This is a genomic window from Bradyrhizobium sp. 153 (assembly GCF_023073835.1).
Classification (GTDB): Bacteria; Pseudomonadota; Alphaproteobacteria; order Rhizobiales; family Xanthobacteraceae; genus Bradyrhizobium.
The window spans coordinates 102340-125688 of sequence record NZ_JADPKH010000083.1 but is presented as its reverse complement, the minus strand read 5'-3'; the positions used below and the strand labels follow the sequence as shown (position 1 = coordinate 125688).

Below are 23349 nucleotides of genomic sequence, written 5' to 3'. Positions count from 1 at the left end.
AGATCTGCGAGCTTCCGTTCCGGCCTCCGCCATGCATTAATGCGTACAAACCGCAGCGAGTCCTCCCCATGATGTCCATGCAAGCCTATCTCGCCTTCGTCGCTGCCTGCATCGCGCTGGCGTTGCTGCCGGGGCCGATCGTCACGCTCGTCATTGCCAACGGCCTGCGGCACGGCACCCGCGCGGCGCTCACCAACGTTGCCGGCGCGCAAGCGGGTCTTGCCATCGTGATTGGCATCGTCGCGGTCGGTCTGACCTCGCTGATGGCGACCATGGGGTACTGGTTTGACTGGGTACGCTTTGCTGGCGCCGCCTATCTGGTGTGGCTCGGCATCAAGTTGATCTGGACGCCGGTCGACGGCGTTGACGTCGACGCGCCGCCTCCGCCGCCGCGCGGCGGCTTCTTCCTGCAAGGATTCCTGGTGCTGCTGTCGAACCCTAAAGTGCTGGTGTTCTTCGGCGCCTTCATTCCGCAGTTCATGGACATGAACCACCCGCACTTTCCGCAAGTCGCGCTGCTTGGTGCCACCTTCATGGTCACGGCGGTCATGACCGACGCGCTCTACGCCATCGCCGCCGGCCGCGCCCGAAAATTCTTCTCGGCCCGCCGCACGCGGATGATGTCGCGCATTTCCGGCGGCTTCATGATCGGCGGCGGCATCTGGCTGGCGCTGACCAGGGCGAAGTGAGGCTTACACCAACAGCTCCGCCTTCAGCTCAACCTCGATCTCGGCAAGGATCCGCGCCAGCCGTTCCGCCCATTGCTGCTGGCCGGACTGGTCGGCGATCAGATCCTGGCGGATCTCGATGCCGGTGTTGACGAGGCCCCGCGCCTCGCCGTGCACGGGGATGGTGTAGTCGGTGAGGTCGTTCACCGCATAGGGCTCGTTGTCGCCGACGACGAGATCGCTTTCAGCGCGGAGATGTTTCAAGAGAAGCTGCGGCAGCACGGTGTCGCGGTTATACAGGGCGCCGACGTGCCAGGGCCGCGCGACGCCGGCATAGACCGGCGTAAAGCTGTGCAGCGACACCAGTGCTGTCGGCCGCTTGTCGCGCAGGCGGCGGTTGAGGGCGGCGTCGATGCGATGATGATAGGGCGCGAAAATCTCGCGCCGCCGCGCCTCGCGCTCCCACTCCGAAATACCCTCGTTGCGCGGAATCGCGGTGGCTTCAGAGATCACGGGGATCGAGCTCACAGCGGCGGGCGGGCGGTTGCAGTCGATCACGAGCCGCGAATAGCGCTGCGCGATCAGATGCGCGTCGAGCATTTTTGCGAGCCGCTCGGCGACGCCGGCGATGCCGATGTCCCAGGCGATGTGCCTCACAAGCTCGCTTTCCGCGACACCGAGATTGCCGAGCGCGCGCGGCAGCACCCGCCCGTAATGATCCGCGGTGAGCAGGAAGGGCGATTGGCCTGCCGTATTCACCTCATGCACTGGCGCAATGTCGCCCTCGCCGAGGAGTTGATCGGTCGCGTCGGCCGTATCTAGAGCCATCCTGATTGCCTATGGAAAAACTGCCGCCCTGAAGTTCGAAGAAAATCGGTATAGATCGGTTCGCTTCAAATCACCATGCTCGACCGAGGATGCCGCTGAGAGCGTCATTGCCTGTACATCGTGGTCCTGGCTTTCGCCAGGACGACAGCGAATATGCGGCGTTGTCGTTCCGCGCCATTGCCAGCTATACACACCGGATGACCTGCGATCGTCTCTTCGTCTACGGCACCCTGATGCGCGGCTTCGATCATCCGATGGCGCGGCTGCTCGCGGCTCATGCGGATTTCCTTGCCGATGCGACCTGCCGCGGTCGGCTCGTCCTGGTGAAGCATTATCCGGGGCTATTGCTGTCGGACGCGCCGTCCGACATCGTCCATGGTGAGCTCTTTCACTTGCGCGCGGGCGACGAGCTGCTGCGCGAGCTCGACATGTACGAGGCCTGCGGCGAAGGCTTTCCGGAGCCGACCGAATATCTGCGCCAGCTGATCGACGTGTCGCTGCCGGACGGCACCAGCAGCAAGGCCTGGACCTATGTCTACAACTGGCCCGTCACCGATCTTCCGCGCATCGTGTCCGGCCGCTTCCTGAAGCATTAGGCCGACAGCACCTCCTTCACCATGCGCACGTCGACCTCGCGCTCGACATAGGTCCACTCCTCGGTCTGCCGCAGCATCGCCACCAGCTCTTCGAACAGCGCAGCATCAACCGGTGCGAATTCGAACCAGGTCAGAAAGTCGAAGGGGCTGCCGAGGTCGCGGCAATGATAGAGCTGGCGCGCGATGGCGGGCAGGTAGCGCAGGCTGCTCGCGATGTGGTGCGATCTGTCCTCGAAGATCTTGCGGCGCTCTTCCTGCGTCAGCTCCCACCAGGCCTGCGACTTGCGGATCGGGATCAGCGCTGCGCTGGTCGCCTCTAACCGGCCGAGGCCGGCCTGCACGGCGACGAGCTGCTGCTTCTCAGGCCGCTCGGTGTAACGCAAGCTGCTCGCGACGCCGACCAGCCGCCAGGCGTTGCGCGAGGGCACCAGCGGCAACGAGACGGCCTCGCTGTCGGTCACCGACAGCGCCGGCACGAAGGGCAGGGGCTCGCCCCTCACGGGCGAGATTGACGTCACGCGCCAGCCCCCGCTCTGGCCGCCTCGAAAGGTCCTGAACATGGGGGTATGGAAGCGTGGAACCGGGCGCGGTTCAAGGCCTCTCTCCACCGTCATTTGCGGGGCGCCCGAAGCGCGAGCCCGGAAATCCATTTCTGCCAGCGGTCCGGTGGCGCCATTGATTCCAGGCTCGTGCTCTGCGCGCCCCGGAATAACGCGGGGCTGTGAACAGCGCGTATAATCCCGACAAACCTGACTTTTGCGCAGGCGGCACCTATATGCCTGATCTTGGCCCGGCTCATCTCGCTCGGGCAAGACTGGATCTCATGCGCTTCACGCCCCAATTCCTCGACGAGCTTCGTGCCCGGCTTTCGGTCTCCGAAGTCGTCGGCAAGCGCGTCAAGCTGAAGAAGGCGGGGCGGGAGTGGAAGGGGTTATCGCCGTTCCAGCAGGAGAAGACGCCGTCCTTCTACGTCAACGACCAGAAGGGCTTTTACCACGATTTCTCCTCCGGTAAGCACGGCGACATCATCAACTTCGTGATGGAGACCGACGGCGTGCCGTTCGCCGAGGCCGTCGAGCGGCTCGCCAATATGGCGGGACTGCCGCTGCCGGCGGTGACGCCGGATGCGGCCCGGCATGAGCAGCGGCGCAAATCGCTGCATGACGTCATGGATCTTGCAGCAAAATTCTTCGCCGAGACGCTGGCGTCGCGCTTAGGTGCCAAAGCGCGCGGCTATCTGGCCGATCGCGCCATCTCGCCGGCGACGCAATTGCAGTTCCGCCTCGGCTATGCGCCGCCCGACCGCTTCGCGCTGAAGGAGCATCTTGGCAAGCTTGGCGTGTCCGTTGACGACATGGTCGAGACCGGCCTGCTCGTCGCCGGCGACGACATTCCGGTGCCGTACGACCGCTTCCGCGACCGCGTGATGTTTCCGATCACGGATTTGCGCGGCCGCGTCATCGCCTTCGGCGGGCGCGCGCTGGAGAAGGACGTTCCGGCCAAATATCTGAACTCGCCGGAGACGCCGCTCTTCCACAAGGGCGACAATCTCTACAACCACCAGACCGCGCGCAAAGCCACCCATGACGGCGGCGCCCTGATCGTGGTCGAAGGCTATGTCGACGTCATCGCCATGGTCACCGCGGGCTTCGCAGGCACCGTCGCGCCGCTCGGCACTGCGCTCACCGAAAGCCAGCTCGCGCTGCTGTGGAAGATGGCGGACGAGCCGATCCTCTGCTTCGACGGCGACCGCGCCGGCCAGAAGGCGGCTTACCGCGCCGCGGACCTTGCCTTGCCGTTCCTCGCGCCGGGCAAGAGCCTGCGCTTTGCGCTGCTGCCGGAGGGGCAGGACCCCGACGATCTCGTTCGCTCGGGTGGCCGCGGCGCGATCGAGGACGTGATCGCGGCGGCGCGACCGCTCGCGGAGATGATCTGGTCGCGCGAGCTCGAAGGCGGCAATTTTGCCACGCCCGAGCGCCGCGCCGCTCTGGAGGCGCGCATCAAGGAGCTCTCCAACGGCATCCGCGACGAGGTGGTGCGGCGCTATTACCGCGACGACTTTGCCAATCGGCTCCAGCGCGCCTTTGCCCCCGAAGGCGGGCGCGGCGGCTTTGGCGGCCGGGGCAGTTTCCGCCAAGGTGGCGGCGGCCGGCCGTTCCAGCCCAGGGGTGGGGGAGGCGCGAATCGATTCGGTGGCCAGGGATTTGGTGGCGCCCGCCGCGGCCCGCCCGGTCCCGTCCCGCTGCCGTCCGGTCCATACCAGGCGGCGAGCCCTCAGCTGGCGGCAAGCCCGATCATGCGCGGCCAGCGCAGTGCCATCTCCCGCCGGGAGGCCCTGATCCTGCAATGCCTGATCAACCACCCCTGGCTGCTGCATGAGCACTTGGAGGAGGTGGCCGCCCTGGAGCTGGCCCATCCCGAAGCCCATAAACTCAGGGCCGGCATCATCGCCGCCTTCGCCAACGATCATCACCACTCACCGGACCCGGGCGAGCAGGCCGAGAAGATGCGGGGCGACCTCGAGAAGGGCGGATTTTCGCAAGTTCTTCAAAGGGTTGAGAACGGCATCACGACCGCGGCGGTGTGGGGCGCCCGGGAGGGCGCGGCGCGGGATGACGTTCTTGCCACCTGGCATCAGCTGGTTGCCTTGCATCGGCAATGGCATTCACTACTTAGAGAGCTGAAGGACGCTGAGCTGGCCCTGGGGGAGGACCCCAGCGAGGCCAATTTGGCGTGGCTGCGTGACGTCAAGGCTCGGATGGGCGAAGTCGACGGTACCGAGGCCCTGATCGAGGGTTTTGGCGAACTGTCGGGTCGGCTCCAGAAGAGCATGTAATGAAAGAATCATGCGGACGGCCGGGGTCGGAACCGCTAAAAGACTCGCCAAATCCTTGGTTTGGCGGCAGAAACAGGGTTAATCGAGGCTTAACGGTCTTGTAGCACTTTGGCCCGAAGGCGGCCGCAGGCAGAACAGACGCGTCAGGAATGAATCCGCGCAACCGCTGTTGGCACTACACCTGCATCCGCTGCGACAAAGAGGCTCACGAAGCGTTAGGCAAATCCGGCGAGAGAAAGTTGGGGGTGGCGAGAAGTTTGTGCGCCGCCCTTTCCGTGTCGAGAGCTGCCGAAGCGAGAGCGTCGAGCAACAGGTTCATGTGAATTCAGGCAGGCGGGGCGCGCCGTCTGCATTGAAGCGCGTTGAGGAGCAATGGATGGCCACCAAGGCAAAGACGCTGCAGGCGAAGGACAAGGAAAAGGACGACAAGGCAGCGGATGCGCCGGAGAAGGACTCCCAGGACGCGCCCTCGCCCTTGCTCGACCTGTCCGACGCCGCCGTGAAGAAGATGATCAAGCAGGCCAAGAAGCGCGGCTTCGTGACCTTTGATCAGCTCAACGAAGTCTTGCCGTCCGACCAGACCTCGCCCGAACAGATCGAGGACATCATGTCGATGCTCTCGGACATGGGCATCAACGTCACCGAAGCCGACGACACCGAAGGCGAGGAAGACAAGGACGAGGGCGAGGACGAGACCGACAACGAGCTCGTCGAGGTCACCCAGAAGGCCGTCACCGAGGTCAAGAAGAGCGAGCCGGGCGAGCGCACCGACGATCCGGTGCGCATGTATCTGCGCGAGATGGGCACGGTCGAGCTGCTGTCCCGCGAGGGCGAAATCGCCATTGCAAAGCGCATCGAGGCCGGCCGCGAGGCGATGATCGCGGGTCTGTGCGAAAGCCCGCTGACGTTCCAGGCCATCATCATCTGGCGGGACGAGCTCAACGAAGGCAAGATCTTCCTCCGCGACATCATCGATCTCGAAGCGACCTATGCCGGCCCTGACGCCAAGGGCGGCATGAACACCGCGATGATCGCCGGCCCGAACGGCGAAGCGCCGGCCGAGGGTGGCGAAGCCACCGCGTCCGCCGCTGCCCCCGCGCATGTCGCGCCGCCCGCCGCGCCGCCGTCGCCCACCCCGTTCCGCGCCGCGCCTGCGCCCGGTGGCACTGAAGCCGGCGAAGACAAGGATCCAGCCGAGTCCGCCGCCGAGTCCGACATGGACGACGACGAGTTCGAGAACCAGATGTCGCTCGCGGCAATCGAGGCCGAGCTCAAGCCGAAGGTGGTCGAGATCTTCGACAAGATCGCCGACAGCTATAAGAAGCTGCGCAAGCTTCAGGAGCAGGACATCCAGAACCAGCTCCAGAACGAGTCGCTCTCGCCGCACCAGGAGCGCAAGTACAAGAAGCTGAAGGACGAGATCATCGTCGAGGTGAAGTCGCTCCGCCTCAACCAAGCCCGTATCGACTCGCTGGTCGAGCAGCTCTACGACATCAACAAGCGCCTCGTCTCCTACGAGGGCCGCTTGATGCGTCTTGCCGACAGCCACGGCGTCGCGCGCGAGGACTTTTTGCGCAACTACACCGGCTCGGAGCTCGATCCGCGTTGGCTCAACCGCGTCTCGAAACTCTCGGCCAAGGGCTGGAAGAATTTCGTTCATCACGAGAAGGACCGCATCAAGGACCTTCGTCACGAAGTGCATCAGCTCGCCGCCCTGACCGGCCTCGAGATCGTCGAGTTCCGCAAGATCGTGCACTCCGTACAGAAGGGCGAGCGCGAGGCACGCCAGGCCAAGAAGGAGATGGTGGAAGCCAACCTCCGTCTGGTGATCTCGATCGCCAAAAAGTACACCAACCGCGGCCTGCAATTCCTCGACCTGATCCAGGAAGGCAACATCGGCCTGATGAAGGCGGTCGACAAGTTCGAGTATCGCCGCGGCTACAAGTTCTCGACCTACGCCACGTGGTGGATTCGGCAGGCGATCACCCGCTCGATCGCCGACCAGGCGCGCACCATCCGCATCCCCGTGCACATGATCGAGACGATCAACAAGATCGTGCGCACCTCGCGCCAGATGCTCAATGAGATCGGCCGCGAGCCGACTCCGGAAGAGCTCGCCGAGAAGCTCGGCATGCCGCTCGAAAAGGTCCGCAAGGTCCTCAAGATCGCCAAGGAGCCGCTGTCGCTGGAGACGCCGGTCGGTGACGAAGAGGATTCGCACCTCGGCGATTTCATCGAGGACAAGAACGCGATCCTCCCCATCGACGCCGCGATCCAGTCCAACCTGCGCGAGACCACGACGCGCGTGCTGGCATCTCTGACGCCGCGCGAAGAGCGTGTCCTGCGCATGCGCTTCGGCATCGGCATGAATACCGACCACACGTTGGAAGAAGTCGGCCAGCAGTTCAGCGTGACGCGCGAACGCATTCGCCAGATCGAAGCCAAGGCGCTGCGCAAGCTGAAGCATCCGTCAAGGTCGCGGAAGCTGCGCAGCTTCTTGGATAATTAATTCCGATCGTCAGGCCCCGGCCTGACCCGGGCATCCATCCGGACGAAACGGCAGGCGCAAGCCCGCCGTTTTTGTTCGTGCCTGTCTACCAGTAGCGTTCAGCCAAGAAGCTTCATCTGCTTTCTATCGGCTGCTTGTCTGCAATATGCGGCGCTGGTGAGCGCTGCCGATGTCTGCCTACTTCTTCTTCACCCCGACCCGCTCAATCCGCTTGATCTCGAGCGGCGGCCGACCGCTCTTTTCGGCGATCTCGCGGTCCTGCTCCATGATGAAGCCGCGGGCGGGCTCGTCGCCGTCGAGGCCGCCGAGCAGCTCGGTGGGCACGCGGCGGTTGGAGCGCTGGGTATCGTCCTCATAGACGACGTTGAAGAAGGCGAACTCGCCTTTGGGATTGGTTCCGGGTTTCTTGGCCATGGCGGCTTGTCGTCGATCAGGGCGCCGCAGTCAAATGACTTCGGCGGTTATCGACGTCGGCAATGCATTGAAGGCAAGGATGCCCGGCGCGGCTGCCGGATCAGATGTCGTTGCCTCGGAGTGACAGGCGTCGATGTGAACCCCAGTAGGCGGCGGGCCGCGAAGCCCGCCGTTTATCTTTGGCCGTCAGTTATCTTTGGTCTTCAGTGTCGCCCGGGGCTGGCGGGGGTGACAACCTAAAATAGAAGACTATCGAAGGCGCCGTGCGATGGCAAGGCAAATCGTGGCGGCGTTGATGTCGCAGCGGGCGGATCAGATATGCGTTGGCCGCGGCATGCCGACTTGATGCGCGTCGCAACAATAGTTTGGATCACCAAATCACTTTGTTCATTGTTCGGGCCGTCGCAATGCAGCGCAACTGAATCGAGGTCCACTATCGCGGTGCATGTCCCAAGGGCTGCGCCCTGCGCATCTGAGAATCCATGGAGCTGCGACGTTGTTGCGTCATGCATGATTCGGGCTTGCGGCCACCGGGCCGCTGCGCGCGACTCGTTAAACGCCGCCCGGAACGACGAGAGGAGAGTGTCGGACAATCGTCCATCTCGCGTCGCTTGGATACGATGTCGACGCGGATCAAGCTCGCGCGCCTTCACGGCGAGGCTTTGCTGCTTTGACGCCAATTCGGTTCCCGGGCATGATCGCGCGCTACTTTGCGCGCTCATTCTTCAGAGGATTTTCCGGCATGTTGAGACACGCTTTGGCCATCGCCTCCATCGTCTGTCTGGCCGGTGGGTCGGCGCAGGCCGCGCGCTGCGGCGGCGACTTCAACGCTTTCGTCGCCAGCATGGCCGCGGAGGCGCAAGCCGCCGGCGTTTCGGCGAGCGTGACCAATGCGGCGCTCAGTGGTGTGACCCAGGATGGCGCCGTGCTCGCCTTCGATCGGCGCCAGCGCCACACCTTCAATAAGAGCTTCGAACAGTACGTCTCGACCCGCGTCGGCCCCGGCCGCATCAATGGCGGGCGGGCGCTGCTCCAGCGCCATGCCGCGCTGCTCTCGCGGATCGAGCAGAAGTTCGGCGTGCCCCGCTACATCCTGGTCGCGATCTGGGGGCTGGAGAGCGATTTCGGCAAGGGCGATACCGGCAAGCTGCCGGTGATCCGCACGCTGGCAACCCTGGCGCATGACTGCCGCCGTACCGATCTGTTCCAGGGCGAATTGCTCGCCGCGCTCAAGATCGTGCAGCGCGGCGACCTGCCGCTGCGCGATCTCATCGGCGCCTATGCCGGCGAGATCGGCCAGACCCAGTTCCTGCCGTCGTCCTACATCAAATACGGCGTCGATTTCGACGGCGACGGCCATGTCGACCTCCGCCACAGCGTTCCCGACGTGCTCGCCTCGACTGCGAACCTGCTCCACACCAGCGGCTTCAAGATGGGCCAGCCTTACGGCGAAGGCACGCCGAATTTCGAAGCAATGCGCGAGTGGAACAGGGCGGTGGTCTATCGCAAGACGATCGGGTATTTCGCGGATCGGCTGATGGAGCAGTGAGGGGGCCATGGCTAACTAGGCTCGCAAATGACGGGGCGTCGCGCTGCTGTCGCGCCGCGCCCAGGCGCAAGCGCTGGAGCAGATCCATGAAACGGGCGTCGTTGCCGATCAGGATGCGAGGCTCGTTCCTCTCGATGCCTCTGATGATGCGCAGGGCGGCATCCTTCGGCGTGGTCTTCGCCGCGTTCTCCGGTCATGGCGGCGGCGCCGCGAATCGCAGTCATGGATCTCCTCGCCAAGTCCGGAAAGCGGGAACTATGATTTACATTTTTTCAGAATGGAACTGAACCACGACCGATTTGGGCCTTTAACATACGATACGAAGCAAGCATTGGGAGCCGCTCATGGGACAGGCACAGCCTTTTCGTGCAACAGCGCTGATCGTCGAAGACGACCACATGCAGCGGGAGATGCTTTGCGTTCTCCTCGAGGAAAGTGGGTACGACGTGATCCAGTGCGAGAGCGCGGAGGCGGCCGAACGCGTGCTGGAGAAGAATGCGGGCGCACTCTGCCTGATGCTGACTGACGTTCAGCTCGCTGGCCGCATGAACGGGGTCGAACTCGCTCATCTCGCCAAGGACCGTAATCCGAAGCTCGACGTCGTCGTCACCTCCGGGCGGCCTCTGATGCAGGCGCTGCCTGACGGTGCCAAGTTCTGGGCCAAGCCGTGGGCGCCGCTCGATGTGTTGCGCGAGGCCGAGATCGCGCAGCTGTCCTGAGGGCCGTTGCCGACCATCGCTTTTCCGACGCAAGGCGCGGTGATAACGTCCAATCATGACCTGGTCGTTCCTGCTCACCTCGCTCATCGTGGTCGCCTCGCCCGGCACCGGCGTGCTCTACACGCTGGCGGCGGCGCTCACCCGAGGCTCGCGCGCCAGCATCGCGGCGGCCTTGGGCTGCACGCTGGGGATTGTGCCGCACATGATGGCGGCGATGCTCGGCCTTGCCGCGGTGCTCCACACCAGCGCGCTCGCCTTCGCCGCGCTGAAATGGTGCGGCGTCGCCTATCTGCTCTACATGTCCTGGCAGGCGCTGCGCGAGCGAGGTGCGCTCGCGGTCGAGGGCAAGATCAAGGAGCGGTCGAGCGGCCGCGTCATCGTCACCGGCTTCCTGATCAACATCCTCAATCCCAAACTGTCGATCTTCTTCCTCGCCTTCCTGCCGCAGTTCATCGCGCTCGACGAGGCCCATGTGCTGGCGCGGATGCTGGAATTGAGCGGCGCCTTCATGGCGATGACCTTTGCGGTGTTCGTCGTCTATGGCCTCTGCGCTGCCTCGGTGCGCGAGCGCGTCATCTCCCGGCCCCGCGTCATGGCCTGGCTGCGCCGCAGCTTCGCCGCCGGCTTTGCCGCACTCGGCGCCAAGCTGGCGTTCGCGGAGCGGTAGTCTTTCTTTCTCCCAATAAAAAAGCGGGCCTTGCGCCCGCCACCCTTCAAACTCTCGATCTTGCCCGACGCCCGGGCGGAGCGAGGCTCCACCCGGGCAAAGAAAAAGAAGCCGCGTTACTTCTTCTTCGCCTTCTTGGCCTTCTTCGCCTTCTTCTTCGCCGCCTTCTTCGCTTTCTTAGCCATAGTATCCTCTTAGGGTTTAATGGTGGGAACGCGACACGAGGGATGCTCGGCGGAGGGCCAGCCTCGCAACATCCTCGACGACAAACTCAGCAGATTCGCGCTCCTCTGCCCCGCGTCGTCATATCTGTGTCATCGTGTTATCCACAGCTCAGATGCATTTTCAGGTGATTTTGCTGCGCGAATCCGCATCGCCGCGTCGGCGCACCGTCGCTTGCGACAGGCTTAACGATCGACAACAGCCAGGCGCCGTTCATGAATCCAAAACCAAAGGCGCGTTTTCAAGAGTCGCAGTGAGACTCCATTAAGCGCAACTCGCGCATTGTCGCCGGAAGAAAACGGGGATGGGTGATGGACGGACGGCTGCCAGGGACGGGGGGCGCGACGCTGCGCGTGCTGCACGCGCCATGCTGAACGTACCGACATTGTGGACGGTCTTCGTCGTCAACTTCCTGGCGCTCGGTGTGATCTGGGCCTACGTGACGCGCTCCTATCCGAAATTCGCAGCCGCGCGATTGTGGATGGCCTCGTCCTTCGTCGGCGCGGCCGGCGCCATGACGGCCCTGATCCGTCTGTTCGTCGCCTCGCCCCTGCCGCTTCTGCTCGGCGCAGCCGGCGTCATTGCCGCGAGCTGCCTCGCCGCCATGGGCATTCAGCGCTTCTATGACCGGCCGGTCTCGTGGCGTCTCATGACCGCAACGGGAGGCTTGAGCCTCACCGGCGTCGTGGTCTTTACGGTCGGCTTCGAGCACATGCAGCTGCGCATGCTCAGCTACACGCTCGGCCAAGCCTTGCCGTTGGCGCTGGCGCTGCGCCTCCTGCTGTCGCCGGAGGGGCGTGTCAGCCCCGGCGCGCGGCTGTCCGGCATCGTCATCCTCAGCATCATCGCGATCCTGTCCGCCCGTATGGTGGGCAATCTGCTTGGCCACGATCTCTCGGCGCGGGCCGGCGGCCAGACCCATGCCATCATGGTGCTGGGGCTGCTGTTCCTGTCGATGACGCTGAATTTCGGTTTCCTGCTGCTGGCAATGGACAGCTTGCGCAACGAGGTTGCCGACCTCGCGCTGCTCGACGATCTCACCGGCGTCGCCAACAGGCGGCATCTGCTGCAGCGCCTGACCGAGGAATGCGCGCGCTCGGAGCGCGGCGGCGCGCCGTTCTCGCTGCTGGTGATCGATCTCGACGGCTTCAAGACCATCAACGATACCCATGGCCATGCCGCGGGCGACGCCTGCCTGAAGCACTTCACGCTGATGGCGCAGACGCGCCTAAGGCCCGGCGACATGCTGGCTCGTACCGGCGGCGACGAGTTCTGCATCGTGCTGCCGTCGTCGTCGCTGCGCGAGGCTGCCGCGATCGCCCGCCGCGTGCTCGAGGTCTGCCGTCAGGACGCCGCGGCCTGCACCGGCCGCGACATTCCGATCGCGATCTCGATTGGGGTTGCGCAGTGGGACCGCGGCATCGGTCAATTCCCGGACCGCCTGATCGCGCGTGCCGACCACGCCCTCTACGCTGCCAAGAAGAACGGCAAGAACGATCTTGCCGTCTACGATCCGGCCCCGCCGCTCTCGCCCGAGCCGATCGGTCGAGGTGAGGCCGCGCACAACTTCGCGTAAGGGCGTGCTACATCAGGGGTCGCATTGGACCCGCATCACGATGTCCCGCCTGCTCGCGGCCGTTCTCGCCGCTCTGTATCTGACCATCCCCGCCGCCGCTGAGGATGCCGAGCTCGAAAAACTCGCGCGCGCCTCCGGCACGCCCGAGATTCCCGGCCTGAAGATCGTGTGGCTGGCACCATGGCGCGACGTCGACAGCGCAAACCGTTGGCGCAACATCATCGTGCACCAGACCGAGGGGCCGGCCGGTTCGGCGCGGGGCGGCGCGCTGGCGCAGGCGAAGAACCCGACCCGGCGCGGGGTCACGGTGTGGGTCGAGACCGACGGCACGGTCTATTGGGCGGCGGCGGAGAATTTGGTGCCGACCCATGGCGACGGCGCCAACCGCAACGACAACAAATACATCGACAACAGGTCGACCTATCGCCAGGTCGTGCGCGACAATTCGATCGGCGTCGAGTTCGCCGGAAATTATCCTGACGTCGCGGCCGGGCCGACCGAGGCGCAGGTCGCGGCCTGGAAGATCCTCGTTAAGGTGCTGCGCATGCGCTACGGCATCCCGGCCGATCGCGTCTACGCGCACAATTGGATCGACTACAAGGATGCCCGCTATTGCGAAGGCTGCTGGCTCGCGACGCTGGCGAGGGTTTGGGGGGAGTAGCAAGTGCGCTCCTCGCCCCGCTTGCGGAAGGTGAATGACCAGCGGCCGGGACGAGCTAAACCGCCGGCGACATCCAGCCGAAAAGCCGCTGGATCAATCCCGGCCGCCGCGGCACCACCGGCGGGCCGTCTGCGGCCAGCACGCGTTTGAAGAAATAATCCAGGAACACCACGTCGTTCGGTTCGGTGACGGTGAATTGCTCCTCGCCGAAGAACACGCTGTAGCTGTAGAAGAACGGGCCCATCAGCGGGATCGTCGCCGTGCCGGCATAATCCTTCGAGATCACGAATTCCGACGGCTCGAGCCCGTGCTCGCGCATCGCCTGCTCGACCAGCGGCAGCTTGCGCAGGAACTGGGCTTCGAAGCCGCCGACGGTGGATTGCAGGATGATCGACACGGTGCGTCCATTGGCTTGATTGTTGTCGCCCGGTCATTTTGGGTCGGTTGACCGGACGCGCGGGTTCAAGGCAAGCTCGGTTTCGACCCACGTTGGGTGAGGTTGATCACTCAATCCAGCATAGGCATCAGGCATGGGAATACTGACGTTCGAAGAACGCGCTGTGGAATATCAGTGGGCCAGCGACATTTCTTTCGACGGTGTCCGACTGGAAGTCCTTTCGAGCGGAGGGAATGTGATCTTCGAGGTCAGCGAGCCGGACGAAGGTCCGATCACGGGTCAACACTTTCGGCAAAGACGTCGCCGCAAACCTGTTAATGGCAGCGATAGAGGTTGCACAGCGTCCGCGATAGTCAACCCGCCGCTCAAAAGGGCAGGCCACTAACACCACATCCGGCGATCCCGCAGTACTGCGCTTCACCACCCAAACAAAAAAGCCGGCGTTGCCGCCGGCTTTTCGTCTCTTTCGATCCGCCAATCCTTTAGCGCGCAAGCCCGCTTAATGCGCAGCTTCCAGCGCAGCCTGTTCCTGTCTTGCGATCGTGCCCTTGACCGCGGACTGCACCTTCTCGAAGGCGCGGACCTCGATCTGGCGGACGCGCTCGCGCGACACGCCGAACTCGGCAGCAAGGTCTTCCAGCGTCATCGGCTCATCGGCGAGGCGGCGGGCCTCGAAGATGCGGCGTTCGCGCGGGTTGAGCACGCCCATGGCGCCGTTCAGCGCGTCACGGCGGTGATCATACTCCTCGTGCTCCGCCATCATGGCTTCCTGGTTGGGCGTATTGTCGACCAGCCAGTCCTGCCATTCGCCGGCTTCGCCGTCGTCGCGGATCGGCGCGTTGAGCGAGGCGTCGCCGCCGAGACGGCGGTTCATGTCGATCACGTCCTGATCCGTCACGCCCAGCCGCTTGGCAATGGTCGCGACCTGGTCGGGGCGGAGATCGCCTTCGTCCAGCGCGTTGATCTTGCTCTTCGCCTTGCGCAGGTTGAAGAACAGCTTCTTCTGGTTCGCGGTGGTGCCCATCTTCACGAGCGACCAGGAACGCAGGATGTACTCTTGAATCGACGCCTTGATCCACCACATCGCGTAGGTGGCGAGACGGAACCCCTTCTCGGGTTCGAATCGCTTCACCGCCTGCATCAGGCCGACATTGCCTTCCGAGACGACCTCGGAGATCGGCAGGCCGTAGCCGCGATAGCCCATGGCAATCTTGGCCACGAGGCGGAGATGGCTGGTGACGAGTTGGTGCGCCGCGTCGCGATCGTCATGCTCGCGCCAACGCTTGGCGAGCATGTATTCCTGCTGGGGTTCGAGCATCGGAAACTTGCGGATCTCGGCGAGGTAGCGAGAAAGGCCGGATTCTCCATTGAGGACCGGCAAAGCAGCGGTACGGGCCATAGTGCGCCCTCCAAAAGGTTCAGGCCCCCGATAGCGGCGGGCCAGGCAGACGACCGCTGTGTCAAAGCCGGTCGGGCTGCGATGTTCCGCGTTGGTCAATTTCAACGCAGGCGCAATATATCCTATCGGGGGTCGAAAAGGGAAGGATTGCTGACGTCACGTCCCCGTGTGGCAGCTATAACTTTTTGTAATGTAAAGGCTTTCTGAAAGGGGCTGCGTCATAGCGCCGCTTTGAGGCAGCTTCGAAGGAGAAGCAAATCCTCCGGCAGCGGCACCTCCCAGTGCAGTAATTCTCCGGTTCTTGGGTGCTCAAATACGAGCAGGTAAGCATGTAAGGCCTGTCGCCCCAGCGCCGTCAGGGCTGCCTGCGACCCAGGCCCGAGCTGGTTCGCCTTGGTCTTGAAATGCGGGCCATAGACCGCGTCGCCCAGCAGGGGGTGGCCGATATGGGCGAGGTGGACACGGATCTGGTGGGTGCGCCCGGTCTCGAGCTCGCAGGCGAGCAGGGCAGCGACGGGTTTGCCATCGCGGCCAGCAAAGCTCTCCAGAATTTGCCAATGTGTCACCGCCTCGCGGCCGCCTTGGCGAACCGCCATCTTCTCGCGCGCATGCGGATGGCGGTCGATCGGCGCGTCCACCGTGCCGCGATGCCGGTTCGGCACACCCCAAGCGAAGGCCATGTAGCCGCGCCGCATCTCGCCCGTGCGGCCGTGGTCGGCGAATTGCGTGGACAGCGAGGCATGGGCGAGGTCGTTCTTGGCGACCACCATCAGCCCTGTCGTGTCCTTGTCGAGCCGGTGCACGATGCCGGGCCTGCGCACCCCGCCGATGCCGGAGAGGGAGGCGCCGCAATGGGCGATCAGCGCGTTCACCAGCGTGCCGGTCTCGTGCCCGGCCGCGGGGTGCACGACGAGGCCCTTCGGCTTGTTGATGACGACGATGTCGTTGTCCTCGAACACGATGTCGAGGGCGATATCCTCGCCCTTCGGCTCCGCCGGCGCCGCCTCCGGCACGTCGATTGTGATCGTATCGCCGGGACTGACGTGATAAGCGGGGTCGCGGACCGCGGAGGCCTTCAGGTGTACTGCGCCCGCCAGGATCAGGGCTTTCAGCCTCGATCGCGACAGTTCGGTAAGGTGCGCCGCCAGCACGCGGTCGAGCCGGGCCGAGCCCTCGTCGCCGGCGACGACAACCTCCAACCTTTGCGCAGAGCCCGAGCTTTCCATGACGACCGAAACCGCTGTTCCCGAACCGACCCCCGAGCAGGCCGCGCTGTTCGCGCGGGTGCGGCGGATGATGCTGATCGCGGGGTTGACCACGGCGCTGGCGATCTGCGCCGTCCTGATCGCGGTGGGCTACCGTCTTTTCAAGTCGGAGGGAAGGGCGGTCGAGGTGGCCGGCGACGTCATCGCCACCCTGCCGAAGGGCGCCAGGATCGTCTCCACCGGCGTCGCGGGCGATCGCCTCGTGGTCACACTGGACATCGGCGGCGCCACCGAGCTCCGCACCTTCGATGCCCGCACCTTGAAACCGGCCGGAATGTTGAAATTTGCCAATGAGCCCTAAAACGGCTGCTGGGTCCTTGCGGCGGACAAATTTCGAGGTTATTGGCTAACCCCCACGCTCCCTTCGTCTAGCGGTTAGGACGCGGCCCTCTCAAGGCTGAAACAGGGGTTCGATTCCCCTAGGGAGCGCCATTTGCCTGCGAGCTGGGCACTCCAAAATTGGCCGTTTTACTGCTCGAAGCCGCAACGAGCGCTTGAGCAAGCTCTTGGCGTGGCTTGGCACCGCGCTCCCTTACGCCGTCGTGCCGTCGATCGAGCGGCGGATCACCCGCTGCACTTCCGCATTCGACAGAAACAGATCGTGGTTGACGATGCCCCAGCCTTCCTGGGACGCATCGATCACCCGCACACCGAGCCGCGAGATCGCAGCCTTCTCGGCGGCGCCGACCCTCGTCATTCCACCTGCGATTTGTCCCGACAGCGCCAATGCGCGATCGTTCGTCGCGGCAATCACGGTGATCTTGCCGGCGAGCGGGCCGATGCGCTGGATCGCCGACGAGAATACGTCCATGTCGATATCGGGCGCGGCAAACACGACCGAGCCGATCTTGCTCGCAACGGTGTCGCCGTAGCGGGCATAGAGCTGACGCAGGCTTTCGAGCGTCAGCATGGTTCCCATGCTGTGCGCAACGATGTGCACGCGACCGGCGCTTGGGGCCGACACCAGCGCAGAGAGCACGCGTTCGAAATCGTCGCGAGACCACATCGCGCTGTCGCGGTCATAGGCATAGTCGAACAATCCCGCCTTGGAGGGCCAGGAGAACACCATGGTCCGGCCGCGGAACTTGATCCCATCGGAGAGATGGGCACCGTCCAGCACCGCCGTCTCGAATGTCTGCTTGAAGCCGTGCACATAGATCAGCACGTCTCCTCCGCCAGCCTGCGCAACGAGATCGGCAACGTCGGCCGACACCGGCTCGACCCGATCCAGGCGCCAATCGCCAAGTCCAACAGAGGCGAGAGAAAGACGGCTTTCGTCCGGCGCCACCAGCTTCGCCCGCGCGACCGTCATGCTGGTCGCGCGCTCCGGCCCGAACCAGGGTTTGGTGCGACCGCCGCTCACGGGCTTGCGCGTGGTGGTGACAAGCAATGTGGGGTCGATCGAGAGGGACGAGGCGTCGAAGCGCGCGCCGGTCGCACCCAAGCCGGCGCATCCGCCGAGCGCGAGGGCACTCCCTGCCGACACAAATCCGCCGAGCAGAGCGCGGCGGGAAACGGCATGACGGGAGTCGCGTTGCAGGAGACGTCGGATGATCACAGGAACCTTTGGGAACTTTGCCCACCGTAACGCCGCCCCGGCTAGCTCCCTGAATGACAATGGAGGCGAGAAGACGGCGGAGCCGCTTCGCGATTGGTTGCATGATCATGGCGTCCGCGTCCGCTGCCGCAGGACGTGCGAGCGTCCGGTGAAGTTCTGGAACCGGCTGGCGTCGTTTCAATGATGACCCTCCGACACCCTTGCGGCATAGCAACCTAGCCCCGGTCGTAAAAATTGCCGCGCCGTCGCGCGGTATCGGCGGCGGCTCGGATGGGACCCACCGACGTCGGGCAAAACAGCTAAATTGGCGTCAAGCCTTCCTTGCAAAAATATTCCACTTTACCGAAATTCGGATTTGTCGTATGTGTCGCCCATTCCAGCCCTCCAAAGGGGCGGTCGTACGTCGTCACGAACGCGGGCTGGAGTTGCGGTGGACGCGGGCGGCGTTAAAGGCGGGCTTGTTGCGTGCAGGGCGAGATGAACCTCGTGAGCATGGCACGTCCCGCGAAGGCGGACGGCGCCCATGTCCGGCGAGGCCTTTTGGCGGAGCCGGATGGCTCGCGTGCGGCGAAACCGTGTGGTCCTGGCCGTCGTTGCTACGGTCAAGCTCTTGCGGATGCGGCATTGGCGTCAACCGGCGCGGTGTCCGTGACTTCTGCGAGGGCGAGGGAGGCCAGAACGAATTCGGCTCCCGGGAGAGCGCGGCATAGGCCGTCAAACCATCGCGCAGGGAAGGCCTGGTTTCGGCTGCCCTGTGTCTCCCCTGTGCATTGCGTGTGCATTCGTTCAGCGCAGGGGTCCTATGGGTGCCAGCCGGCGCCCGGTCTTCCCGGCGCCCTTTCTTTCGAGAGGGTGTTAAGAGGAGAGCACAGCTCGGGCACAACATGCCGCGGGGCTGCAAGCGCGCCTCCGTGATCTGCTGCCAAACGACCTTCCGGGGAAGCATGATGCGTCGGCCTCGGTGGAGGTGGTCGTTGCCCGCGGAATCTGCCTTGATGCGATATCAGCGCGGAGGAGTTTCGACATGAGCGGCTTGGTGATCTCTGGCGGTCGGGTAGTGGATCCCGCCAGCGGAATGGACGCCATCGGCGACGTTGCGGTGGTGGACGGCAAGATCGCCGCGGTCGGCGCCTCGCTCGGCAGCGCCGAGCGGGTGATCGACGCGACCGGCCTCGTGGTCGCGCCCGGCTTCATCGATCTGCACGCGCATGGCCAGTCGGTCCCGGCCGACCGCATGCAGGCCTTCGACGGCGTGACGACGACGCTCGATCTCGAGGCCGGCGTGCTGCCGGTCGCATCCTGGTATGAACGCCAGGCCAGGAAGGGGCGCGTGCTGAATTACGGCGCCGCCGCCAACTGGGCATTTGCGCGCATCGGCGCGATGACGGGCTCTAATGCGGAGAGTTCGCTGGAGGCTTTCGGCAATGCCATGCGCGACCGCCGCTGGATCGAGAACGTCGCGACCGATGCGGAGGTCGCCGGCATCCTCGATCGCCTTTCGCGCGGCCTCAACGAGGGCGGCATCGGCATCGGCATTTTGAACGCCTACGCGCCCGGCGCCGGGGTGCAGGAGTTGACCGCGGTCTGCCAGCTCGCGGCCGCCAAGGACGTGCCGACCTTCACCCACGTCGCCTTCATGTCGCGCATCGACCCTGAGAGCGCGGCGGAAGCCTATATCCGCCTGATCGGCTATGCCGGCGCCACCGGCGCGCACATGCACATCTGCCATTTCAATTCATCGAGCAAGACCGACATCGAGCGCTGCCGCGTGCTGGTCGAGAAGGCGCAGGCGCAGGGCCTGCCGATCACGGTCGAGGCCTATCCTTACGGCACGGGCTCGACCGTGCTCGCCGCCGCCTTCTTCAGCGATCCCGAGTTCGTCGAGCGCAACGGCACCGGCTATGATTCGGTGCAGCGGGTGACTGACGGCCATCGCTTTCGCGACCGCGAGGAGCTGCTCAAGGCGCAAACCGAAGAGCCGTCCTCGCTGGTGCTCTGGCACATTCTCGACACCGAGAACAATGCGCATCACCGCGACCTGCTCGACCTGTCGGTGCTGTATCCCGGCGGCGCGATCGCTTCCGACGCGATGCCGTGGACGCTGCCTGACGGCTCGACCTACACCGGCGATGCCTGGCCGCTGCCGGATGATGCCACCTCGCATCCACGCTCGGCCGGCTGCTTCACGAAATTCATCCGCGAATGGGTGCGTGAGCGCAAGACGGTGTCGCTGCTCGAAGGCGTGCGCAAATGCGCGCTGATCCCCGCGGAGATATTGTCGCAGAGCACGCCGGCGATGCGCGCCAAGGGCCGGCTCGACAGGGGCGCGGATGCCGACATCGTCGTGTTCGACTACGAGAAGCTCTCGGACCGCGCGACATTCACGGCGATGAACCGTCCCTCTGAAGGCGTGCGGCATCTGATCGTCAGCGGCGAGCCGCTGATTAGTGACGGCGTGCTGGACGTGGCGGCGCGGCCCGGCCGCCCCGTGCGCCGGCCCGTCATCGGGAGCTGATTCATGCCGGTCCCCATCCTCCTGGTGACGGGCTTTCTGGGGGCGGGCAAGACCACGGTCGTGAACCATCTGCTGGCGCATGCGGACGGGCGACGTATTGCCGCCGTGGTCAACGATTTCGGCGCGATCAACATCGATGCCGAGTTGATCGCCGGTGCGAGCGACGGCGTGGTTAGCCTCGCCAACGGCTGCATCTGCTGCTCGCTCGAAGGAGATCTCTTGCGCACGCTGTCGACGTTGCTGCGGCGTGATCCTAAGCCCGAATATATCGTCATCGAGACCAGCGGCGTCGCGGATCCCGTCGACATCGTGCGCAATCTGATGGATCCGGTGATCCTGCGCGAGGCGCCGCTAGAGACAGTGCTCTGCGTGATGGATGCGACGGCACCGACGGCCTCCCTGGAGGATGCGCTCCAGCGGTCGCAATTGCGCGTTGCTGATATCGTGGCGTTGACCAAGCTGGATCTGGCGGATGCCAGCGCAGGGCTGCGCATGCGCGAGGCCATCCGGGCACAGCGCGTCCCTGCCGCGGTCGTCGATGCGAACCATGGCGAGATTCCTGCCGCGCTGCTGTTTCCTGCGAATGTCGACCGCGCGCCCGCGCTGCGCGAGCCCGGGCCGAAACGTCCCGCCGAGGAGCGCTTCGAGACGCTGAGCTGGACCTCGGAGCAGCCCATCTCGCTGCCGCGTTTGCAGCAGGCCATCAGCCGCCTTGCGCCAAAGCTGGCGCGCGCCAAAGGTCTGTTCGAGACTATCGAGCAGCCCGGCCGCCTGATGGTGTTTCAATTCGCCTCCGGCCGCGCCACGCTGGTGCCGGGTGAAGCGCCGGCACCAGGCGTGCCGCGAGCACGCATCGTTTTCATCGCCGAGCTCGGGGTGCTCTCGAAGGCGGAGCTGGATGGAATCATGGAGGCGTGCGTTGCAGGCTGAAGCTGCAACTCGTACCAATCAGGCGAATTGCGCGATGCCGTTTCCGACGGACCAGTTCTCCTTGGGCGCATCGAGCACGTTCACGAACACGTCCGCGGGCCGGATGCCCGGGCTTTCGCCGAGCAGGTCCGCGATCCGGCGATACAGCGCCATCTTCTGCTCTGCGGTGCGCGAGGCGAACACCGTGATCTGGATCAGCACGGCGTCATCGCTGCGCTGGACGCCGTAGGCGTTGCCGCAGCGGAAATTCGCGGGCGCGAGCTCGCTGATAGTCATGAATTGGTCGCCCTCGGGCACGTTCAGCGTCTCGCGCATGGCGCCGTAGAGACCGTCGAGGATCGCCTGCCGATAGGCTTCCGGCTTGCCGGCGCGCATCGAGATGTGGAGCAGAGGCATCGGGATTGCCCTTTTGGTTTTCGGCGCGACCGCCTGCTAGCGGGCCGGCGCATAGACGATGCTGGCGATCAATTTGTTTTTGACGTAGTTGTCAAGAAATCACGTTCTTGACACCTTGTCAAATACCATCGGCCAAGTCAGGACCGGCAGTTAAAGAGGATCGCCATTGAGACCGCGCGAGTTCGACCACGACGACGTCCTGCGCATCGCGTTCGAGCAGTTCTGGCGCAAGGGTGTGCGCGGCACGTCGCTGTCGGACATCGCGCGTGATGCCGGCGTCCAGCGCGGCAGCCTCTACAATGCGTTCGGCAGCAAGGAGGCGCTGTTCTTGCAAGCCTATGAACGCTACGCAGGCGATTATCTCCTCGTCCTGCAAAAGGCGCTCGGCGCGGGCTCATTGCGCAAACGCCTCACCGCGTTCTTCGACTTGACCATCAGCAACTTCCGCTCCGGCTCTCCCCCGCGGGGATGTCCGACCACGCGTGGCTTGATGGAGCTCGGCGCGGCCAAAGGCGAAGGGCTGGATGAAGAGGCACGGCAGGCTTTTGCAAGCCTCGTCTCGCGCATCACTGCTCTGGTCCAGGATACGTTGTCAGCGGGCGCCGAACGTGGCGAGTTCAGCGGCAACCCCGCCGCCGCAGCCCTGCACATCGTTGCGGTGACGCGCGGTCTCGCCGTGCTCGAACGTGCATTCGGCGACGAGCCGCAATTGCGCAAGATCGCCGCCCACACAATCGACCTCGTGCTGGGTAAGAAGGGTGGCTAGGTGGATATGCGAGAAACGACGATCCCAGCGGTGGTCGCGCCGGGATCGTCTGGAGGTTTTATGGAAGGCGTCGAGCTCCGCCTCTCCATGGCGACGTTGATAGCGCAAGGCCGCGCCGGATGCGACTAGAAGCCGTCAAAATGTCAGCACAACGTCAGTGCAGCGTGGGACTGCCCACAAACCAACTTTTCACGGCCATCGTCCGATCATGTGCGAGTGAGCGGACGTGCCGGTCGGGCAGGATGAGACCTGCCACGCGGAAGATCGTTGCAAGCCCGCGCACCGGCGCCAGCGCCCAATCGGCTCCCTCCGGCAGCAGCCAGCACTCGAACTGCTCGCGCGCGACGCCGATGCGCTCCTGCTGGGCCGCGGCAATCGCCCGCAGGACTCCGTGCTCACTATCGGACATGCGCGGGCAGGTGGGGCAGTGCACTTCGATCGCCGTATGCGCCGTGCACGCAAAGATCTCGATGATGGATTCCAGCGAGGGCACGGCATCGCCGACGCGAAAATGGTCGTACACCTGCTTGATCTCGGCGGCCGTCGGGACGGCGCTTCCGCTGCGTGCTTTCGCCCGAAATCCCCAGATGAAGAGCCGCTCCGCCGCGCTCAGCGCGGGAAGGTTGAGAGACCCGGTATATGTCGATTGATGCATTGAGGCTCCGGCCTTCGGCTGTGCTCACGCCACGGCTGGCGTTGATCATCTGCGCCGATGCTTCTGCCAGAGCCCTCTGCAAGTCAACGTTCGCAGGGGCGATATCGAAGTCTTCTAGATTTGAGAAGCTTCAATCTCGGATGCAAGCCAGCTTTGCAGGCCCGCGAAGCCGGGCGGTGCACCTGCACTCGTCCCCACGCAATTTTGCGGAGACTTGGGAAAG

The 23349-nt window shown here is 64.4% G+C and carries 23 protein-coding genes, 1 tRNA gene and 1 pseudogene; 14 read left to right on the top strand and 11 right to left on the bottom strand.

All coding sequences use genetic code 11. From position 1 onward, the window contains the following. Nucleotides 1-68: 68 nt before the first annotated feature. Nucleotides 69-689, top strand: coding sequence for a LysE family translocator (locus tag IVA91_RS21180; protein WP_247277469.1), 621 nt, complete (start codon nucleotides 69-71; stop codon nucleotides 687-689). Between the two features lie 3 nt (nucleotides 690-692). On the opposite strand, the gene IVA91_RS21175 is transcribed toward IVA91_RS21180, so the two are convergent. Continuing rightward, the gene (locus IVA91_RS21175) at nucleotides 693-1496 is read right to left on the bottom strand and encodes an N-formylglutamate amidohydrolase (RefSeq protein WP_247414967.1); all 804 of its coding nucleotides are present in this window, start codon (nucleotides 1494-1496) and stop codon (nucleotides 693-695) included. Nucleotides 1497-1693: 197 nt separating this feature from the next. On the opposite strand from IVA91_RS21175, the gene IVA91_RS21170 reads away from it, so the two are divergent. Continuing rightward, on the top strand, nucleotides 1694-2092 hold the full coding sequence (locus IVA91_RS21170) for a gamma-glutamylcyclotransferase family protein (protein ID WP_247277750.1): 399 nt from the start codon (nucleotides 1694-1696) through the stop codon (nucleotides 2090-2092). On the opposite strand, the gene IVA91_RS21165 is transcribed toward IVA91_RS21170, so the two are convergent. Then, a complete protein-coding gene (locus tag IVA91_RS21165; protein WP_247277468.1) occupies nucleotides 2089-2652 on the bottom strand; it encodes a chlorite dismutase family protein in 564 nt (187 codons plus the stop codon). The genes IVA91_RS21170 and IVA91_RS21165 overlap by 4 nt on opposite strands. 263 nt (nucleotides 2653-2915) lie before the next feature. Between IVA91_RS21165 and dnaG the strand changes: the two genes are divergently transcribed. Together dnaG and rpoD are read left to right on the top strand one after the other, a co-directional pair. After that, entirely contained in the window at nucleotides 2916-4928 is a 2013-nt protein-coding gene (dnaG, locus tag IVA91_RS21160; protein ID WP_247277467.1) for a DNA primase, read from the top strand. Between the two features lie 376 nt (nucleotides 4929-5304). Then, complete coding sequence (gene rpoD / locus IVA91_RS21155; RefSeq protein WP_247277466.1) at nucleotides 5305-7437, top strand: RNA polymerase sigma factor RpoD; 2133 nt, start codon at nucleotides 5305-5307, stop codon at nucleotides 7435-7437. A gap of 177 nt (nucleotides 7438-7614) precedes the next feature. On the opposite strand, the gene IVA91_RS21150 is transcribed toward rpoD, so the two are convergent. Beyond that, entirely contained in the window at nucleotides 7615-7851 is a 237-nt protein-coding gene (locus tag IVA91_RS21150; RefSeq protein ID WP_247277465.1) for a hypothetical protein, read from the bottom strand. A 742-nt stretch (nucleotides 7852-8593) separates the two neighbouring features. Here IVA91_RS21150 and IVA91_RS21145 point away from each other — a divergent pair. Beyond that, nucleotides 8594-9400, top strand: coding sequence for a lytic murein transglycosylase (locus tag IVA91_RS21145; protein WP_247277464.1), 807 nt, complete (start codon nucleotides 8594-8596; stop codon nucleotides 9398-9400). A gap of 64 nt (nucleotides 9401-9464) precedes the next feature. Here the strand turns inward: IVA91_RS21145 and IVA91_RS21140 are convergent. Next, nucleotides 9465-9590 (bottom strand): annotated as a pseudogene (locus IVA91_RS21140) (acetoin dehydrogenase); the annotation flags it as partial. Nucleotides 9591-9744: 154 nt separating this feature from the next. On the opposite strand from IVA91_RS21140, the gene IVA91_RS21135 reads away from it, so the two are divergent. From IVA91_RS21135 to IVA91_RS21120, 4 genes are all read left to right on the top strand, one after another. Beyond that, on the top strand, nucleotides 9745-10119 hold the full coding sequence (locus IVA91_RS21135; protein ID WP_247277463.1) for a response regulator: 375 nt from the start codon (nucleotides 9745-9747) through the stop codon (nucleotides 10117-10119). A 55-nt stretch (nucleotides 10120-10174) separates the two neighbouring features. Beyond that, entirely contained in the window at nucleotides 10175-10786 is a 612-nt protein-coding gene (locus tag IVA91_RS21130) for a LysE family translocator (RefSeq protein ID WP_247277462.1), read from the top strand. A gap of 589 nt (nucleotides 10787-11375) precedes the next feature. Continuing rightward, nucleotides 11376-12584, top strand: coding sequence for a GGDEF domain-containing protein (locus IVA91_RS21125; protein ID WP_247277749.1), 1209 nt, complete (start codon nucleotides 11376-11378; stop codon nucleotides 12582-12584). A 34-nt stretch (nucleotides 12585-12618) separates the two neighbouring features. Continuing rightward, nucleotides 12619-13245 carry a peptidoglycan recognition family protein gene (locus tag IVA91_RS21120; protein ID WP_247277748.1) on the top strand — a complete coding sequence of 209 codons (627 nt, stop codon included), beginning with the start codon at nucleotides 12619-12621 and terminating at the stop codon, nucleotides 13243-13245. 55 nt (nucleotides 13246-13300) lie between these two features. Here the strand turns inward: IVA91_RS21120 and IVA91_RS21115 are convergent, their stop codons facing one another. From IVA91_RS21115 to IVA91_RS21100, 4 genes are all read right to left on the bottom strand, one after another. Beyond that, nucleotides 13301-13642, bottom strand: a complete 342-nt coding sequence (locus IVA91_RS21115; protein WP_247277461.1) for a hypothetical protein — start codon at nucleotides 13640-13642, stop codon at nucleotides 13301-13303. A 127-nt stretch (nucleotides 13643-13769) separates the two neighbouring features. Then, nucleotides 13770-14120: a hypothetical protein gene (locus IVA91_RS21110; RefSeq protein ID WP_247277460.1), complete on the bottom strand. Its 351-nt coding sequence runs from the start codon at nucleotides 14118-14120 to the stop codon at nucleotides 13770-13772. A gap of 21 nt (nucleotides 14121-14141) precedes the next feature. Beyond that, complete coding sequence (rpoH, locus tag IVA91_RS21105; RefSeq protein ID WP_157328162.1) at nucleotides 14142-15041, bottom strand: RNA polymerase sigma factor RpoH; 900 nt, start codon at nucleotides 15039-15041, stop codon at nucleotides 14142-14144. 218 nt (nucleotides 15042-15259) lie between these two features. Next, the gene (locus IVA91_RS21100) at nucleotides 15260-16267 is read right to left on the bottom strand and encodes an RluA family pseudouridine synthase (RefSeq protein ID WP_247277459.1); all 1008 of its coding nucleotides are present in this window, start codon (nucleotides 16265-16267) and stop codon (nucleotides 15260-15262) included. Here IVA91_RS21100 and IVA91_RS21095 point away from each other — a divergent pair. Then, the gene (locus IVA91_RS21095; RefSeq protein WP_247277458.1) at nucleotides 16266-16607 is read left to right on the top strand and encodes a hypothetical protein; all 342 of its coding nucleotides are present in this window, start codon (nucleotides 16266-16268) and stop codon (nucleotides 16605-16607) included. The two genes, IVA91_RS21100 and IVA91_RS21095, sit on opposite strands and share 2 nt — an antisense overlap. A 56-nt stretch (nucleotides 16608-16663) precedes the next feature. After that, nucleotides 16664-16738: transfer RNA gene (locus IVA91_RS21090), tRNA-Glu, on the top strand. A gap of 100 nt (nucleotides 16739-16838) precedes the next feature. On the opposite strand, the gene IVA91_RS21085 is transcribed toward IVA91_RS21090, so the two are convergent. Beyond that, on the bottom strand, nucleotides 16839-17864 hold the full coding sequence (locus IVA91_RS21085; protein WP_247277457.1) for an alpha/beta fold hydrolase: 1026 nt from the start codon (nucleotides 17862-17864) through the stop codon (nucleotides 16839-16841). Nucleotides 17865-18888: 1024 nt separating this feature from the next. On the opposite strand from IVA91_RS21085, the gene IVA91_RS21080 reads away from it, so the two are divergent. Together IVA91_RS21080 and IVA91_RS21075 are read left to right on the top strand one after the other, a co-directional pair. Further along, nucleotides 18889-20379 carry an amidohydrolase family protein gene (locus IVA91_RS21080; protein WP_247277456.1) on the top strand — a complete coding sequence of 497 codons (1491 nt, stop codon included), beginning with the start codon at nucleotides 18889-18891 and terminating at the stop codon, nucleotides 20377-20379. 3 nt (nucleotides 20380-20382) lie between these two features. Continuing rightward, nucleotides 20383-21309, top strand: coding sequence for a GTP-binding protein (locus IVA91_RS21075; RefSeq protein WP_247277455.1), 927 nt, complete (start codon nucleotides 20383-20385; stop codon nucleotides 21307-21309). Nucleotides 21310-21327: 18 nt separating this feature from the next. Here the strand turns inward: IVA91_RS21075 and IVA91_RS21070 are convergent, their stop codons facing one another. After that, entirely contained in the window at nucleotides 21328-21705 is a 378-nt protein-coding gene (locus IVA91_RS21070; RefSeq protein WP_247277454.1) for a tautomerase family protein, read from the bottom strand. A 166-nt stretch (nucleotides 21706-21871) separates the two neighbouring features. Between IVA91_RS21070 and IVA91_RS21065 the strand changes: the two genes are divergently transcribed. Further along, on the top strand, nucleotides 21872-22471 hold the full coding sequence (locus tag IVA91_RS21065; protein WP_247277453.1) for a TetR/AcrR family transcriptional regulator: 600 nt from the start codon (nucleotides 21872-21874) through the stop codon (nucleotides 22469-22471). A 154-nt stretch (nucleotides 22472-22625) separates the two neighbouring features. Here the strand turns inward: IVA91_RS21065 and IVA91_RS21060 are convergent, their stop codons facing one another. After that, the gene (locus IVA91_RS21060; protein WP_247277452.1) at nucleotides 22626-23126 is read right to left on the bottom strand and encodes a hypothetical protein; all 501 of its coding nucleotides are present in this window, start codon (nucleotides 23124-23126) and stop codon (nucleotides 22626-22628) included. Between the last annotated feature and the right edge of the window lie 223 nt (nucleotides 23127-23349).